At 66.4% G+C, this 16324-nt stretch carries 13 protein-coding genes; 6 read left to right on the top strand and 7 right to left on the bottom strand.

All coding sequences use genetic code 11. The features are described from left to right. Positions 1-140 precede the first annotated feature (140 nt). Entirely contained in the window at positions 141-836 is a 696-nt protein-coding gene (locus ACZ1JC_RS04880) for a methyltransferase domain-containing protein (RefSeq protein WP_465139046.1), read from the top strand. Between the two features lie 97 nt (positions 837-933). Continuing rightward, the gene (locus ACZ1JC_RS04875; protein WP_465139047.1) at positions 934-1794 is read left to right on the top strand and encodes a TIGR03620 family F420-dependent LLM class oxidoreductase; all 861 of its coding nucleotides are present in this window, start codon (positions 934-936) and stop codon (positions 1792-1794) included. Positions 1795-1798: 4 nt separating this feature from the next. Here ACZ1JC_RS04875 and ACZ1JC_RS04870 read toward each other — a convergent pair whose 3' ends face one another. Further along, complete coding sequence (locus ACZ1JC_RS04870) at positions 1799-2701, bottom strand: LysR substrate-binding domain-containing protein (protein WP_465139048.1); 903 nt, start codon at positions 2699-2701, stop codon at positions 1799-1801. Between the two features lie 89 nt (positions 2702-2790). Here ACZ1JC_RS04870 and ACZ1JC_RS04865 point away from each other — a divergent pair, with 89 nt between their 5' ends. The 3 genes from ACZ1JC_RS04865 to ACZ1JC_RS04855 are packed head-to-tail and all read left to right on the top strand — an operon-like array spanning position 2791 to position 6744. Continuing rightward, the gene (locus ACZ1JC_RS04865) at positions 2791-3999 is read left to right on the top strand and encodes an acetylornithine transaminase (RefSeq protein WP_465139049.1); all 1209 of its coding nucleotides are present in this window, start codon (positions 2791-2793) and stop codon (positions 3997-3999) included. A gap of 13 nt (positions 4000-4012) precedes the next feature. After that, a complete protein-coding gene (gene astD, locus ACZ1JC_RS04860; protein WP_465140295.1) occupies positions 4013-5443 on the top strand; it encodes a succinylglutamate-semialdehyde dehydrogenase in 1431 nt (476 codons plus the stop codon). After that, positions 5440-6744, top strand: a complete 1305-nt coding sequence (locus ACZ1JC_RS04855) for an N-succinylarginine dihydrolase (RefSeq protein WP_465139050.1) — start codon at positions 5440-5442, stop codon at positions 6742-6744. The genes astD and ACZ1JC_RS04855 overlap by 4 nt, the downstream gene beginning before the upstream one ends. A gap of 52 nt (positions 6745-6796) precedes the next feature. Here ACZ1JC_RS04855 and ACZ1JC_RS04850 read toward each other — a convergent pair whose 3' ends face one another. From ACZ1JC_RS04850 to ACZ1JC_RS04835, 4 genes are all read right to left on the bottom strand, one after another. Next, on the bottom strand, positions 6797-8629 hold the full coding sequence (locus ACZ1JC_RS04850) for a DUF885 domain-containing protein (protein ID WP_465139051.1): 1833 nt from the start codon (positions 8627-8629) through the stop codon (positions 6797-6799). Positions 8630-8763: 134 nt separating this feature from the next. Beyond that, the gene (locus ACZ1JC_RS04845) at positions 8764-9963 is read right to left on the bottom strand and encodes a cell wall hydrolase (protein WP_465139052.1); all 1200 of its coding nucleotides are present in this window, start codon (positions 9961-9963) and stop codon (positions 8764-8766) included. 463 nt (positions 9964-10426) lie between these two features. Continuing rightward, entirely contained in the window at positions 10427-11329 is a 903-nt protein-coding gene (locus tag ACZ1JC_RS04840; RefSeq protein ID WP_465139053.1) for a glycoside hydrolase, read from the bottom strand. Positions 11330-11409: 80 nt separating this feature from the next. Then, positions 11410-14343: a TonB-dependent receptor plug domain-containing protein gene (locus ACZ1JC_RS04835; RefSeq protein ID WP_465139054.1), complete on the bottom strand. Its 2934-nt coding sequence runs from the start codon at positions 14341-14343 to the stop codon at positions 11410-11412. A 297-nt stretch (positions 14344-14640) separates the two neighbouring features. Between ACZ1JC_RS04835 and ACZ1JC_RS04830 the strand changes: the two genes are divergently transcribed. Further along, positions 14641-15099, top strand: a complete 459-nt coding sequence (locus tag ACZ1JC_RS04830; protein ID WP_465139055.1) for a YbaY family lipoprotein — start codon at positions 14641-14643, stop codon at positions 15097-15099. 48 nt (positions 15100-15147) lie between these two features. Here ACZ1JC_RS04830 and ACZ1JC_RS04825 read toward each other — a convergent pair whose 3' ends face one another. Then, entirely contained in the window at positions 15148-15393 is a 246-nt protein-coding gene (locus tag ACZ1JC_RS04825; RefSeq protein ID WP_465139056.1) for a hypothetical protein, read from the bottom strand. A gap of 2 nt (positions 15394-15395) precedes the next feature. Then, positions 15396-15689, bottom strand: coding sequence for a DUF899 family protein (locus ACZ1JC_RS04820; RefSeq protein WP_465139057.1), 294 nt, complete (start codon positions 15687-15689; stop codon positions 15396-15398). Between the last annotated feature and the right edge of the window lie 635 nt (positions 15690-16324).

Genomic DNA, 16324 nt, shown 5'->3' with positions numbered 1-16324 from the left:
TTTTCAGGGCCGTCCGCAAGTGAGCCAGTGGGATGAGAGCGCTTTGATCAAAGGGGCGCAAATGCGATAGTCATTCCCCGCGCCCCGCTGGCGATGCACGAATCGCGCGCATCGAAAGGGGGTGGATTGGGAGGCTGCCGATGATGCTGCTGCCGGTCAGAACGCGGCAGGAAGAGCAGATGGATGCGCCGGATCTGGACCCGCGCATCTACGATCAGGTGCTGCGCGATCTGGGGCGGGTCAACCGCTGGACCTTCACCCACCATGCAGCGCTGGCCTATCTTGCGCGCGCGGTGGGCGATGCACCGCGCTTCACGCTGATGGACGTCGGCTTCGGCTATGGCGATATGTTGCGGGCAGTGGCAACCTGGGCGGCGCGGCGCGGGATCGAGGCGCGGCTGGTGGGTGTGGACCTCAATCCGGCCAGCCGCGCGCTGGCGCAGGCGGCCACCCCGGCGGACCTGCCCATCGAATACCGCACGGGGGACTATGCGGATCAACCCGAACGGTTCGATTTCATTATCAGCAGTCAGGTTGCGCACCACATGGACGATGCGCAATTGACCCGGTTCCTGCGGTTCATGGAACATGACGCGCGGCGCGGCTGGCTGATCTGCGACCTGAACCGCCACGTGTTTTCCTATCACGGCTTTCCGTTGCTGGCGCGGTTCATGGGCGTGCACCGGATCGTGCGCGAGGATGGGCAACTGTCCATCGCGCGATCGCTGCGGCCGGGTGAGTGGCCTGCTGAACTGGCACGGGCGGGGCTCGATCCTGCACAGGCGCGCGTGGTGCGCCGGTTTCCGTTCCGGATCGCGGTGGAACGGGTGTTCTGATCTGCTGGGGTATCGCCGGGGCGTTGGGCGAGCGGCTTCCGCGCGGGGCGGGACCGACCCTATGATCGGCGCAAAGTCATGCATGGGGAGATCGCGGATGCCAGCGCTGGGACGGATCGGCATATGGTCCATGGAATTGCGGTTCGGCGATCCGCAGGCGGCGGCCCGCTCGGCCGCTGAGCTTGATGAGATGGGCTATCGCGCGCTGTGGATTCCCGGCGGAATGGGCGGCGATATCACTGGCGACATCGACCGGCTGCTGGATGCCACGACCCACGCCACCATCGCGACCGGCATTCTCAACATTTGGATGCACGATCCGGCGGAAATCGCATCGTGGTGGAAGGCTTTGCCCGATGCGCGGCAGCAGCGCGTTCTACTGGGGCTGGGCGTCAGCCACGCGCATATCGTGGGGGAGGCGTACGCAAAGCCGCTTTCCGCGATGGAGGCCTATCTCGACCGGCTCGATGCCGAGGGGCTGCCTGCAGAGGCGCGGTGCCTCGCGGCTTTGGGGCCGAAAATGCAGGCGCTGGCGCGGGAACGGTCTTGCGGCATTCATCCCTACCTCGTGCCGCCCGCCCACACGCAGTCCGCACGCGCGGCGCTGGGCCCGGGCAAGCTGCTGGCGCCCGAACAGGGCGTGGTGCTGGACACCGATCCCGAAACGGCCCGCGAAAAGGCGCGCGGCGCGCTTTCGCACTACCTGCAGTATCCCAATTACCGGAACAGCTGGATCCGGCTGGGTTTCGATGTGGAAGAGATCGACGCGATGAGCGACGCTCTGGTGGACAGGTTGTTTGCCTGGGGCGATGCCGCCGCCATCACCGCGCGGCTGGAAGAGCATTGGGCCGCCGGCGCGGATCACGTATGCATTCAGGCGATCACCGGAAAGGGCCTCGATCCGGTCGCGCCGATGGAGACGTGGCGTGCTTTGGCGGCGGCGGGTTCGCTGGTCTGACCGATCAGTCCGGCGCGCATTCCCGCGCCAGCCATTCTCGGAACAGAGCCAGCGCCTTCGTGCGTTTTCGGGCGGGCGGATAGGCCAGCCAATAGCTGCGATCCTCGCTCAGCGCGCGGTCGACCGGGATCACCAGTTCGCCCGCCTCCAGTTCCGGCGCGATCAGGAATGAGGGGATCAGCGCCGCGCCGCCGCCCGCTTTCACCGCCTGCGCCAGCATCAGGAAGTGGCTGACGCCGGGCAGCGATTGCGCATCCGGCCCGGTCATGCCGAACATCGCGAACCAGCGGGACCACGCATCGCGGCGTGAGGACTGCACAAGCAGGGGCACACGCAGCAGATCCTCCGCCGTGGTGACGCCTTGGGCGGTCTGGAGCGCTGGGGAGATCACCGGCACGACATGTTCGTGGAACAGCAGGTCGTGCTCCGCGCCCGGCCAATCGGGCGCGCCGCCGACATGGATGGCGGCATGGAACGGCTCGCGCGCGAAATCGAACACGTCCACCCGCGCGGCGATGTTGACGACGAGATCGGGGTGCAACTGAGTCAGGCGCGGCAGGCGCGGTGCCAGCCAGCGCATGCCGAAGCCGGGTAGCACGGCCAGTTCCAGCACATGTTCTGGCTCCGGATCCATCAGGCGTCCGGTCGCGCGCCGGATCGCCGCCAGCGCGGGGGCAATATCTTCCAGAAACTGCTGCCCGGTGTCGTTCAGCACCACCCGGCGGCCGTTGCGATCGAACAGCGGCGCCCCCAGCCACTGCTCCAGATTGGAGACATGGCGGCTGACCGCGCTCTGCGTCAGCCGCAGCGCCTCCGCCGCGCGCGAGAACGAGCCGAGCCGGGCTGCCGCCTCGAAACAATGCAACATCGACATCGGCGGCAGGCGGCGGCGATCGTCGTAGTTCATTCCAAAAACTCACAAGCTCATGCGCAATAGATGGCTTCATAGGCCCGTCCATATCGGAAATCATGCGCAATCAGCATGAGGAGTTGCCTGTGTCCGATCACGTCCTGCCCGTTTACGCCCCCGCGCCGGTCAATCTCACCCGCGGACGCGGCGTTTGGCTTTTTGACGAGGAAGGGCAGGATTGGCTGGACTGCATCGGCGGCATCGCCACCAATGCGCTGGGCCATTGCCATCCCCGGCTGGTGGAAGCGCTGCGGGATCAGGCGGACAAGCTTTGGCACGTGTCCAACGCGCTCGCCATCCCGGGGCAGGCGGTGCTGGCAGAGCGGCTGGCATCGGCGTGCTTTGCCGATCTGGCGTTCTTCACCAACAGCGGCGCGGAAACGGTGGAATGCGCGATCAAGATGGCGCGCCACTATCACGCCCATCGCGGCGATTCCGCACGGATCGACGTCATCGGCTTTGCCGGCAGCTTCCACGGCCGGACTTATGCGGGCCTGAATGCGGGCGGCAATCCGGCGCATCTCGACGGGTTCGGGCCGCGTCTGCCGGGCTATGTCCACCTTTCGCTGGACGATCACGCGGCGCTGGAGCGCGCAGCCTCCAGCCCCACGGCGGCGGCGGTGATCGTGGAGCCGGTGCAGGGTGAGGGCGGCGCGCGTGCGCTGTCGGACGCGGACCTGCTGCGCCTGCGCGAAGTGACGCGGCGGCACGGAATCCTGCTGATCCACGACGAAGTGCAGAGCGGCATGGGCCGCACCGGCCGCCTGTTCGCGCATCAGTGGGTGGACGGTGCCGCGCCGGACATCATGGCGCTGGCCAAGGCGCTGGGCGGCGGTTTCCCGGTCGGCGCCTGCCTTGCCACGCAGGAGGCGGCGGCGGGCATGACTTTCGGCACGCATGGCAGCACCTTCGGCGGCAACCCGCTGGCCATGGCGGTGGCGCTGGCCGCGTTCAACGAGATCGCCAAACCGGAACTGCTGGAGCACGTTCGCGTCATGTCGCAGCGTCTGCGGGACGGGCTGCAGGACCTCTGCGCGCGCTATCCGCAAGTGGCGGAGGAAGTGCGCGGCAAGGGCCTGCTGGTCGGCGTGCGAATGGCCAGGCCCAACAAGGCCTTCATCGCGACCGCGCGCGAGCATCGCCTGCTGCTGGCGGGCGGCGGCGACAACTGCGTGCGGATGCTGCCCGCGCTGATCATCTCCGCAGAGGAAGTGGACGAGGCGATCGCCCGCTTTGCCGCCGCCTGCGAAACCGTGCTGCGCGCCGAGGCCTCGGCCGCTGCGGTTCCGGCCTGAGGGCATGGCGACCATGCTGCGATCGACCTGCCCGGCGACGGGAGAGCTGGTCTGGGAAGGGCGCGCGGACGAAGCGGCTGACGTTGCCCGCGCGCTCAGTCAAGCCCGCGCCGGCTTCGCGCGGTGGGCGGCCACCGATCTGGACGCGCGCAAGGCGGTGCTGCGCCGCTATGCCGAACTGCTGTCCGCATCGGCCGCCGACATGGCGGCAACCATCGCGCGGGAGACCGGAAAGCCGCTGTGGGAATCGCGGCAGGAAGCCGCCTCGATGATCGGCAAAGTGGACATTTCCATCCGCGCGCAGGCCGAACGGGCGGGCTATCGCGCGGAAGGGCAGGGTTTCGGGCAGGCGGTGCTGCGGCACCATCCCCACGGTGTGATGGCGGTTCTGGGGCCGTACAATTTCCCCGGCCATCTGCCGAACGGCCACATCGTGCCGGCCCTGCTGGCAGGCAACAGCGTGGTGTTCAAGCCCTCCGAAGAGACGCCCGCCACGGGTGAACTGATGGCAAGCCTGCTGCGCGAGGCAGGCCTGCCCGATGGCGTGCTCATGCTAGTGCAGGGCGGGCGGGAGACCGGCGCCGCGCTGATCGCGGGCGATATCGACGGGCTGCTGTTCACCGGTTCTGCCGAGACCGGCATGGTCCTGCGCCGGGCCATGGTCGACCGGCCGAACGTGATCCTGGCGCTGGAACTGGGCGGCAACAATCCCGTCGTCGCGTGGGATGGCGATTCCGAAGCCGTCGCTTCCGTCGTCGTGCAATCGGCCTTTGCGACCGCCGGGCAGCGCTGTTCCTGCGCGCGCCGGCTGATCGTTCCCGAAGGCGATGTGGGCGACCGCATCGTCGAAGCCGTGGCTGCGCTGGCCGGGCGGATGCGGATTGGCGTATGGAACGCAGTGCCCGAACCCGCCATCGGCCCGCTCGTCTCGGTCGCCGCGGCGGACAAGGCACGCGCCGAGATCGCGCGGCTTCTGGCACTGGGCGCGCGGCCTTTGCTGCCGCCGCGCGCGCTTCCCGGTCTGTCACCGGCCTTCGTGGCGCCGACGATGCTGGATGTGACTGGCATCGCCGCCGCCGACCGGGAGATTTTCGCGCCGGTCCTGCAAGTGCTGCGCGTCGCGGATTTCGATGCCGCCATCGATGCGGCCAATGCGACGGCTTTCGGCCTTTCCGCCGGACTGGTCTCCGAAAGCGATGACTTGTGGCGGCGCTTCCTGGCGCTGGTGCGCGCGGGCGTTGTCAATCGCAACCGCCCGACTACCGGCGCCAGCGGCGGGATGCCGTTCGGCGGGCTGGGCGCCTCCGGCAATCACCGTCCCAGCGCCTATTACGCCGCCGACTATTGCGCCTATCCGGTCGCCAGTTTCGAGGCGGGCGTGCTGGCGGACCTGACCGGTGAGATGAAAGGCATCGACGCCCCCGCCGAGGAGCAGGTGCTGTGAGCCAGGAGGCGCAATTCCGCGAGATCAATTTCGACGGGCTGGTCGGGCCAAGCCACAACTATTCCGGCCTCTCGCTGGGCAATATCGCCTCTGCCAGCAATGCCGGTGCCATTTCCGCCCCGCGCCATGCCGCGCTGCAGGGGCTTGGCAAGATGCGGCGCATGATGGCGTTGGGCCTGCCGCAGGGCTTGCTGTTGCCCCACGACCGTCCGCACGCCGGCTGGCTGCGCGGGCTGGGCTTCACGGGGACCGACGATGAGGTGCTGGGCGCGGCGTGGCGGCAGGAACCGGCGCTGCTGCGCAATGCGTTCTCGGCATCGGCGATGTGGACGGCGAACGCCGCCACCGTCTCGCCCGCGCCCGATACGGCGGACGGCCGCTGCCATTTCACCGTCGCCAACCTGTCGACGATGCTCCACCGCAGCATCGAGCATGAGCAGACCTTGCGCCAGCTTCGCCTCGCCTTCGCGGATCAGCGCCATTTCGCCGTTCACGCCGCGCTTCCGGCGGCTCTGGGTGACGAAGGCGCGGCCAACTTCATGCGGCTAGGCCCCAGCCACGGCGAGCGCGGGCTGGAACTCTTCGTTCATGGCGAGCGCGTTCCCGGATCGCGGTTCCCCGCGCGCCAGCATCGTGCCGCCAGTGCTGCTGCCGCAAGGTTGCACGGGCTGATGGATTCGGCGCTGGTGCTGCAGAACGAGGTGGCGATTGCCGCTGGCGCCTTCCACAACGATGTGGTCGCCGTCGCCAACGAGCGGGTGCTCTTCACGCACGAACAGGCCTTCGCGGACCGCGACGCCGTGCATCGCATCGTGATGGAGCGTGTGCCCGGCGCGGTCATCGTCGAGGCGCCGGCCGCGCGGATCGGGCTGGACCTGGCCATCCGATCCTACCTGTTCAACTCCCAGCTGGTCACGCTGCCGGAAGGCGGCATGGCGCTGATCTTGCCGCATGAAGCGCGCGAGGCGCCCGAAGTCTGGGCATGGCTGGAAGAGCTGCGCGCGGGCGACAATCCGATCAGCCGGCTGGAAGTGGTGGATGTGCGGGAATCGATGCGCAACGGAGGCGGCCCCGCCTGCCTGCGGCTGCGCGTTGCCGTCAGTGCCGAGGCGCATGCGGCCATCGATCCGCGCTTCCTGCTGGACGACCGGGCCTGTGACCGGATCGAAGCGGTGATCGAACGCGAATGGCCCGAACGCATCGCGCCGGGCGACTTGGGGGAGCCGGACCTCTGGCATCGTTGCCGTGCGGCCCGCGCGGCGCTGCTGGATACCTTGGGCTTCGCGCCGGGCGAACTCTAATCCAAAACGTGGCGATGGGGATACGAAGCGATCCCCATCGCCAGTTTAGTCATTAAGCGGCCGACTTGCGGGTGGCCACCCAGTCGTCGACCACGCGTTCCAGCACCGTCAGCGGCATGCCGCCACCGGCCAGCGCGGTATCGTGGAAGCCGCGAATGTCGAAGCGGTCGCCCAGTGCCGTCCGCGCCTTTTCGCGCAGGCGCACCCACTCGTTATGGCCCACCTTGTAGGCGCAGGCCTGACCCGGCCAGCTGCAATAGCGATCGACTTCGGAAGTCGCGCCGCCTTCGGCCCGGCCGGTATTGTCCAGGAAGTAGCGGATCGCCTGTTCGCGGCTCCAGCCCTTGGCGTGGATGCCGGTATCGACCACAAGGCGCACCGCGCGAAACAGCAGGCTCTGGTAAAAGCCCACGCGGCCCAGCGGATCGTTGTCGTAGGCGCCCAGTTCGTCCGCCAGCTGTTCGGCATAGAGGCCCCAGCCTTCGGAATAGGCGGAGAAGAAGATCAGGTTCATCAGCTTCGGCGCGGCCGGGCTTTCCTGCTGCAGCGCGATCTGCAGGTGGTGGCCCGGAATCGCCTCATGATACGTCAGCGTCGGCAGCCCGAACTTCGGCCAGTTGGCGGTGTCGGTCAGGTTGATCCAGTAGATGCCGGGGCGCGTTCCGTCGAGACTGGGCGAGTTGTAGTACCCCTGCGATGCGCCTTCCTGAATCTCGGGCGGCACGCGCTTGATTTCCACGCCCGCCTTGGGAAGACGGCCGAAAGCCTTGGGCAGCAGGGCCTGCATCGCCGCCATCTGCTTGTTCAGATGCGCGACCAGTTCGACCTTGGCGGCGTCGGTATTGGGATAGACGTTGGCCGGGTTGGCGATCAAGGCTGCCATGCGTTCGCCGACGGTTCCTTGCGTGTACCCTTGTGCCTTCAGCAAGGCGTCCGACCGGGCGGTCAGGTCGGCGACCTGCTCCAGCCCGATGCGGTGGATCTCTTCGGCGGACATCTTGGTGGTGGTGATGTAGTTCAGGCTGTTGGCGTAGTACTGCGCGCCCTGCGGCAGGCGCGAGACCGAGGCATCATGGCCGGCCTTCGGCAGCGTGGCCTTCAGCAGGTCGTTCTGGCGCTGCAGCGCGGGATAGACCCGCTCCGCCACCAGCTTTTCGACCCGCGCGGCCCAATCGCCGGGGATGGATTTCTCCTTCGTGCGGCGATCGATCGACTTGACCAGCGTGGATTCGCCGGCAGCGGTGCCCAGCATTCCCGCCTGAAGGCCGATGGTCTTGTTCAGGATGAAATCGGGCGGGATGACGCCAAGGGCGTAATCCTCGCGCGTGCGGTCGGTCTCGGCAGCCAGCACATCGGCGAAGTCATTGATGCGCGAGACATAGGCCTCGGCGTCGGCGGCCGTCTTGATGGTGTGCTGGTTGTCGAGAAAGTCCCCCGTGCTCAGATAGGCGCCGCCGCCCTGGCTGACGCGATAGACCTGCGGCCAGCCGCCCTGGCCATAAGGAATGGCATAAGTCCGGATAACGGCATCGAGGTTCGCGGCGATGGTATCGTAGTAGATCGCGTCCTGCGCATTCAGCCCGGCGCGGTTGACGGTGTTCAGCTGCGCGCGCGCGGTGCGGACGAGGTTGCGGTTCTTTTCCTCTTCCTCACGCGTGGGGATGGTCAGGTGCGATTTCAGGCCGGCGCGGGCGCCGGTGTCCAACCCAAGCTGCGTCGCTGTCTCCGGCGAGGCATCGACCTGGGCATTGAAGTACTTGTCCATGAAGGCGGCAAGCGCGGGGTTGGCACTCGCCGGTGACGCGGCTGCCCGCGCCAGGGTGGGCCCGGCAACCACGGCGGCGCCCGCCGAAGCGGACGAAAGGAAATGACGGCGGTCGATCATGAAAGCTCCGACGATTGTCTATGGCCGGAGCCTACGCCATGGTCGCAAGCGAATGCAATCAGGGCGCAAAATCGTTCCCAAGCGGCGTGGGATTACCCGGCAAGTCGGAGCGGGCGGAAGGTTGGCCGGCCGGCCTATTGCAGGGTCGTAGCCGGATCAGGTTTCTGGGGATTTGCGCTGGCCGGCCCGGTCTTGGGCGCGGTTACCTTGCGCAGGCATTCCGCGGGATCGTTGCGGGGAAACAGCTTGCAGTCCCAGGCGATCATTTCGCGGTGGCTGTTCTGATCGCGCAGATAGAAGAACGCCATGGAGCGGCGGGCGCCGACCGGGATGGGGTAGCTGCGGGGTATGTCCGCGCCGTCGACCCAGCCCGCGACTTCGCAGAAACTGCGCCCGCGGCACAGATCGAGCGCAAGCGTTCCGAATGAAGCGGGCGCGGTGCGTGGCAAAAGCAGCCCGAAGCCGTCGCCGCCGGGCTTCAGAAGTTTCACTCTGGCGCCGTGCAGGTCCACGGTGATGATATCCGGAGAGGTGGCATCGGGCGGATCGGCAGCCGCTGCAACTGCCACTGCGGGAATGAGCTGGGGGGCAGCGTCGGCCGCAAGCGGCGCCGGTTGCAGGGTGCCGGTAATCCGCGCGGAGCCAGGGGCGGCTGCGAAAGGAGACATCGCCGGTTCGCCCGGATCGGCGCGCTGGCGAAAGATCGCGGGGCGGCCCCAACCGCCGCGCCAGCGGAAGAACAGGTGCGGCCCCACGCGTGCGATCTTGTCGAGTTCGCCGCTCCAGGGCGGGGCGACCCAATCGGTATGGTAATGCGTGGCGTGGCCGACGGGCGCGTAGACGGCGCCGTCCAGCGCCCGTGCCGCGACGGCGCGGGCCTTGTCCCACAACCAGGGCATCGGCCGCCGCGCCAGGGCGCCGTCGCACGTGAAGGTGAACTGGCAGCCGGTCGCGCGCTCGGATCCCTGGAACACCACGCCGCAGGCGCTTGCCGGGAAGGCCGGATGGCGCATCCGGTTGAGCACGACTTGCGCGACGGCGCGTTGCCCATCGAGATCGCCGCCGGCCTCGTAATAGGCGGCGCTGGCGATGCAGTCTATCGCGCGCAGGCGGTCGTCCTGCGATCCGGCAAAGCGAAACGGCGCTGCCGGCGTATCGCGCAGGCTGGCAAAGGGGATGGACGCATTGATCCGCCGCGCGGCGTCGCGGGCGGCGTCATCGGGTATCCCGGGCAGCACGGCGACAGGCATGACGGGCGGCGGCAGGAGAGAGGGGATCGTGGGAGAATGCATCGTCAGCGAGGTAAGGGCGAAAACCCCCCAGCCGGACGTCATTGCGGCACTCCCGTGCGCCGCCGGGCCGGCGCTTTCGGCCATGTCTGCGGCAACGGCCCCGCCCAATGCCGAGGACCCGGGCAGCAATCCGAGCAGAAGTGGCGCGATCAGCCCCCCGGCCCGGAGCTGTGGGTTTGCCGAAAGCTCCGCCATCGGCGGGCATATACCCCGCCCATGGTGCAGCGCGAAAGACCCTTGCGGGCGCAATGCCGGTCGAACCGTGGCGATTGCGCGCCTGCCCGAGCCGCCGGCCGGCGCGAAGTCCCGATGGGCGCCATGCCCGCAAGGCCTTTTTCAAAGCGACTCTTAGAGTCCGTTTGAAAAATGCCCGCATGGGCATTTTTGAGGCGGCACCGGCCCTCTCCCCCACCCTACCACCCGCAGGATACTACCGATGGGTGGTAGGGTGGGGGAGAGGGCCGGTGCCGCAAAATTCGCATTTCGCGAATTTTCAAACGGTCTCTCAGCAGGCCGCCTTCGCCGGCTTGGGCGGCAATGTCAGCCTGGCCGGATGGTTGTAGAACGCGTCCGCGGCGATCCGGTGGCTGGGCGAATAGACTTCCGCCAGCACGGCATAGAGCAGCGGATCATAGTCCTGCAGGTCGGCAGACGTGACGATGACCCTGCCGTCGGTGCGATAGGCCTTGTTGGAATTGAACCAGAACTGCGTTCCTTCGGCCCAGTATTCCTGCACCGTGACCGAGGCGTAGTCGTCCTTCCACAAGCCACGCTCCAGCGCATGGCGATAGGCCGCCTCAACCCGCGCATAGAGCGGCGGATCGACGTGCTCGATCGCGGAAAGTATGTTGTGCGAGAATTCGTGAACCAGGATGTTCTCACCGAAATAGCGCGTTCCCGGCACCGCCAGCAGGTTCTCGGCCGCGCCGGTGGTATAGAGCCCTCCCATTCCGCGCGCCCGGCTGTTCCAGTATTCGGCGTCCGTCATGGCGGCGATCCGGGCGTAGTTCTTTCGCTCGCAGGGGGTAAGCCGTTCGTCGTCGATGGCCGGCTTCTTCCAGTCCCGCTGCTCGGGCAGGTCCATCGTGCCTTCGTCGATCGCCATCACGCCGACGCGCGCGCCGCTGCGGACCAGTTCGCGGCGGATGTCCGGGCGTTCGCTGGTTTCGGCCAGCACGATGTCCCGCGCGATCAGCAGGGCCTTGTCAGGCACTTTCGCGGAGGAGACGACCGGGATGCCCCCGGCGTCGATAAACTTGCGATAGAACGGATCGAGCCCCAGCGAAGCCGGAACCGGGCCGACCGCGTCGGCGTGAATTGCGTGGTCCGTTTCTGCCGGAGCGGCAGCGGCGGACAGGGTCCAGATGGAAAGCGCCAGTGCAAGCCGTCGTGCAGGGGTGGCGATCATGCGGAGGGACTCCCGGTAAAATGGGAAACCCCGGATCCGACAAGGCGGATCCGGGGCTCGATCGATGTGTCCGGCCGCGATCAGCGGTGGAAGCGCAGGCTGAGGAAGAAGGTGCGCCCGATCACGTCGTAAACGCCGGACTGATAGCTCAGCTCGAAGTTCGCGCCGCCGGCTTCCGCGCCCGGAATGCGCGGCGGCTTGCGGTCGAACGCGTTGTTGAGGCCGCCGGACAGTTCCAGGAAGTCGGTCAGCGGGACGGAGGCCGAGAAGTCGTTGTAGAAGACGTTCGGCGTCCAGACCTTGCTGTACTTGTCGGCCGTGATCGAGGTGCTGGCCTTCATCGGAGAGAAGTGGCGCAGCGTCCACGTGAAGTTGAACCCGTCACGCGAATAGTTCGTGCGGACCACGCCCTTCCACTTGGGCGAGCCGAACACGCCGGCATATTCGGTGATCGAGTTCGGATCGGTGGGATCCAGCGTGTAGCGGCGGTTGAGCAGGCGCGTGTAGTTCGCGTCGATGGACAGTGTGCCCGCATTGGCGCCAAGGCCGATGCGTTCCAGCGGCAGCGAATAGGCCAGGCCGAAGTCGATGCCGCGCGTCAGGTATTGCGCCAGGTTCAGCTTCTGCGTGTTCACCGATTCCAGATTGCCATTGGCATCGCGCTGGATCAGCGGGCAGAAGATGTTGTCCAGCGTCGGCTGGTCCACGCACTTCTCGATCAGCGTCTGCGCACCGAAGGCGTCGATCGCGTTGCGCAGGTCGATATTGTAATAGTCGACCGTGAACGAGAAGCCCGGGATGAAGCGTGGCTGCAGCACCGCGCCCACAGTCAAGGTCTTGGCGGTTTCCGGCTTCAGGTCGAGGTTGCCGCTCGAAATGATGTCGCGATAGAGCCAGTAGCTGGCGGTATCGGCCGGGTTGATCGCCGCGCAGTTGGCGGCGGTGTACTGGGTGCGCGTCGCGCGGTTGGCCAGATTGTAGGTGTTGCACGGGTCGGTGATCCACAGGCCCGAGATGCTGTTGGCGGTATAAAGCTCGCCGATGTTCGGTGCGCGCACCGCCTGGCCATACGTGGCGCGGAAGCGGATGTCGCGAATGGGGGCCCATTCGCCGCCGAACTTCCAGGTCGTGGTCGATCCGGCGGTGCTGTAGTCCGACAGACGCAGCGCGCCGTCGACAGACAGCGTTTCGAAGAACGGCACGGCCTTCAGGATCGGCACGTGGAGTTCGCCGTAGACTTCCTTGACCGAGTACTTGCCCACCAGCGTGCCGGCGGTGGTGCCGATCGAGGGATCGTAGAGCGGGCTGTCGGGATTGTATTCGGGGATCGCGCCGATGTCGTTGCGTTCCTTGCGGTATTCCGCGCCCAGCACCATCTGCACCGCGCCGCCGGGCAGATCGAACAGCCCGCCCGAGACGTAGCCCGACAGGACCTGCTGAGTCAGCGTCGATTTCGACCAGTGCGAGGTATAGGTAACATAGTCGATCATTTCCGGGGTCAGCGTGACCAGCGGATTGATCGGCACGCAGCCGTTGCCCGGATCGTCCAGCGTGCTGCGGCAGATCGCATTGCCGTTGGCGTCGGTGGTGCTGTCCAGCCCCATGTACCAGCGGTCGTAGGCGGTGGAGTTCACGTCGCGCACGCGCTGCGTGGTCTTGCCGTAAGAGTAGTAGGTCGAATAGTTCCACGGCTTGTTGAACAGCGTGAAATCACCGTCTGCGCCGGCCACGGCCTGGAACAGCGTGCGGTCGTAATCGGTGCGCGGCGCCGGCAGTTCCATGAAGCGGCGGGCGAACTGGACGCCGCCGTCGGGCACGGTGCCGCCGCTGGCCGCGCGGATCGCGTCGGTGATGTAGGGGCTGTCCGCCGGCACGACATCGGTGCCGAAGGCGGTCATCTGCAGGAAGCCCGCCTGCGACGTGTTGTGCGCATACGTCGCGTTGGCATAGAGCTTGAGCGCGTCGCTCACCTCGAAACTGGCCGAGGCGCGGGTGTTGATGCGCTGCGAGGGGACGGAGAGGAACCAGCCGTCATAGCGGCCATTGTACTCGCCGCCGTCGGTCAGCAGGGTGCCGAGCGGATCGGTGGCGGTATTGAGATTGGTGGGCACGGCGTTGACGAAGCCGCCGGGGCCCAGGATCGGATCGCGCAGCGCGCCGGTGGTGCGATCGACCGAGTAGAGCTTGCCGCCCAGCACCAGCTGCGCCGAGTCCGACGAGTTGATGTTGCGGACGTGGTCCTGAATGAAATAGGGCGTCGAACTGCTGGTGCGCGCATAGATCGGATAGCCGTCCGCCGTCCACGGGCGGTCCGAACCGCTGACGGTGCCGGGCGTGTTCTCGAAGAAACCGTAGACGGTCACATTGCCGCGATTGTCCGCGAAATTGGCGCCGGCCAGAAGGTCGAAGCCGTAGGTATCCATGTCGCCGCGCGTCGATGCGCTGTAGCGGGTATTCGCCTCGATCCCCGAAAAGTCTTTCTTGAGGATGAAGTTGGCGACGCCGGCCACGGCATCCGCGCCGTAAAGCGCCGAAGCGCCGCCGGTGATCACTTCCACCCGCTGGACGAGGCTGGAGGGAATATTGCTGAGGTCGACCGCCGAAGTGCCCGGAATCGCCGCGACCTGGCGGCGACCGTCGACGAGGACCAGCGTGCGCTGCGTGCCCATGCCGCGCAAGTCGAGGGCGTTGACGCCGGCATTGCCCGCCAGGTTGCTGGTCTGGTTGGTCTGGGTGATGGAAAGCGCGGGAAGCTGGTTGACGACGTCCGCGATGTTCTGCGTGCCGGCGGCCTTGATCTGACCGGCATCGACCACGGCGATCGGCGCGGGGCTGTCTGTGGCGGCGCGGCGGATGCGCGAACCGGTGACGACGATGTCGTCGGCCTTCGCTGCGGCGGGGGTTTCGTCCGCATCGGCGGGAAGTGTCTGGGCGAATGCTACCGAACTGATGCCGAAACTGCCCAGCATCAGCAGAGTCCGCAGCCGGGCTGCGGAGGACCTCTGAAAAGCCATTTTATAATGCTCCCTGTTCCACGCGCCTTTCCGCGCAGTACACGGTATACGATATCTTAAATCACAATGTGTCAAGCATGTTTCGCGCTTGCAGCGATCGTGTCGGTGCTGTGCAAAGGATTGCAATCTTGTTGCGTAGGCGTGGGATCGCCTTGGCGGAGGCGTAGGAACTTTTGCTTTGCGGAACGCCGGCTTCCGTTGGCGCTTCCTGCTCCGGCGCCGGCCCGATTACCTCCGGTTGCCAGCGACTGCCTCCGGGCTCATAGTTTCGCGCAAGGGGCTTGAAAGGAGAAGAGAATGAAGCGCATCCATTTCCTGCTTCCCCTTGCCGCTGCGCTGGTCACCACTGCGCTGGCGGCTTGCGCAACCGCGCCGCATGACGGGCAGGGGGCGGTCGGATCAACCGGAACGGGGGCGACGAGCGGAATGGTCACACTCTCCGGCCATGCCACGTATCGCGAGCGGATCGCACTGCCGCCGGACGCGCGCCTGTCCGTGGCGATCAGCAACGTCAGCCTGATGGACACCGCCGCCCCGGTGATCGCCTCCACCGAATTTGCGACCGAGGGGCGACAGGTGCCGCTGGCTTTCACGCTTGATTATGATGCCGCGAAGATCGATCCGCGCGGCCGCTATGCGGTATCCGCCCGCATTACCGATGGCGCCGGACAGCTCATCTGGATCACGGATACGCATAATGCGCTGCCGGCGCCGGGACAGACGATCGAATTGATGCTGGTGCGCGTGCAGCGGTAAACCCGGCGATGGTTTGACACCGCCGCCCGACCGCAACCGGCGTCGCGATCAACAGATCGCGCGCATGGCCATGATGACGATATTGCCGCGATCCAGCCGATGCTCAGTCGGCGGCCCGGCCAGGGCCAGCACGGCCACCGGAAGCGAGAGCAGGACTGCGGCGCAGGCGATCATCACGCCTCGGCGATTGCCGCGCCAGCCCGCGATAAGCCGCCGGTCGAAGCGCAGGTCAAGGTGGCGCCACCACCCGGCCAGCGCCGCGACGAGGCAGGCCACGATACCGCAGCAGAGCACGGTCAGGCCCCTGCGGACGCGACGGCGCGGGTGCGGCCATCGTCGGGATAGCTGTCGTGCCGCTTCACCCAGTCGCCCAGATTGCCGTCCTTGGGCTCGTTGCGGCCCTTTGGCACCATGTCCAGCCAGCCATAGACCGGCAGGGTGGTCTCGTTGCCGCGCGCATAGCTGGAATAGGTGTGATAGATTGCGCCGTCCTCATCGCGCAGGAACACGCTGGAGGTGCGCAGGCGCAGCCAATACTCGACGTTTTCGCGGATCAGGAAGTTCCCGCAGATCTCCGGGCGATGTCGCACGAGTGGAGCAGGTAGTCCTTCGCCTGGCGTTCCAGCGACGGTGTCCTCTCGTACATCATTGTTTTCTGGGCCAGTGATCTTGCCGTTCCCACTGATCCGACACCATTCTCTTGATCACTCCGGGTTAGAGTTTCCCGACCAAGGTCACGGTGACGGGCTGGGGGAGTCACCGGATGGCTATGCGGGTATCGGGTCGGCCCGGGTTTTGTTGCGGGCGCGCAAGTTGGGGATGCCCGAAGGCACGTAATGCTCATGTGGTCCGACAAGGGGGCTGCGCATAGAGGAATTCGTTACACTTCAGGCGTCGGGATTACATCTTGCCATTACACGTTGGGGGACTTGGTGGCGAAACGGTTCTCCGCCTTCGTGCCTAAATTGAGGCATTTCGGCGGAAGTTGGGCTGATCCAAATAAAGCCTGCCGGCCTCCAGCTAGCTTTTGACACGAGAGTGTGGCTGCCTGCAGAAATGTCCGGTTCCTCCAACATTTCTGCCATTCAGGGGAGCAGCCACCATCGAGCCGAAGCATCCACTTTAAAATCCGCAGACTCCGTAAAAGTGGATAACTTTTTGCTCCAATTCGTTGACCGAATCGTGAAGGGGTCTTAGAGGGCCTCTCACCGCAGCGGAACACACG

The organism is Sphingomonas sp. BL-S-28 (assembly GCF_055521515.1).
The sequence above is the reverse complement of the archived record's forward strand: the minus strand, read 5'-3'. Positions and strand labels throughout refer to the sequence as shown.

What these genes read in the sequence shown, in the direction of transcription:
- ACZ1JC_RS04880 (WP_465139046.1), top strand. Translation starts at nt 141, where the DNA reads ATGATGCTGCTGCCGGTCAGAACGCGGCAGGAAGAGCAGATGGATGCG.
- ACZ1JC_RS04875 (WP_465139047.1), top strand. Translation starts at nt 934, where the DNA reads ATGCCAGCGCTGGGACGGATCGGCATATGGTCCATGGAATTGCGGTTC.
- ACZ1JC_RS04870 (WP_465139048.1), bottom strand. Translation starts at nt 2,701, where the DNA reads ATGAACTACGACGATCGCCGCCGCCTGCCGCCGATGTCGATGTTGCAT.
- astD (WP_465140295.1), top strand. Translation starts at nt 4,013, where the DNA reads ATGCTGCGATCGACCTGCCCGGCGACGGGAGAGCTGGTCTGGGAAGGG.
- ACZ1JC_RS04850 (WP_465139051.1), bottom strand. Translation starts at nt 8,629, where the DNA reads ATGATCGACCGCCGTCATTTCCTTTCGTCCGCTTCGGCGGGCGCCGCC.
- ACZ1JC_RS04845 (WP_465139052.1), bottom strand. Translation starts at nt 9,963, where the DNA reads ATGACGTCCGGCTGGGGGGTTTTCGCCCTTACCTCGCTGACGATGCAT.
- ACZ1JC_RS04840 (WP_465139053.1), bottom strand. Translation starts at nt 11,329, where the DNA reads ATGATCGCCACCCCTGCACGACGGCTTGCACTGGCGCTTTCCATCTGG.
- ACZ1JC_RS04835 (WP_465139054.1), bottom strand. Translation starts at nt 14,343, where the DNA reads ATGGCTTTTCAGAGGTCCTCCGCAGCCCGGCTGCGGACTCTGCTGATG.
- ACZ1JC_RS04830 (WP_465139055.1), top strand. Translation starts at nt 14,641, where the DNA reads ATGAAGCGCATCCATTTCCTGCTTCCCCTTGCCGCTGCGCTGGTCACC.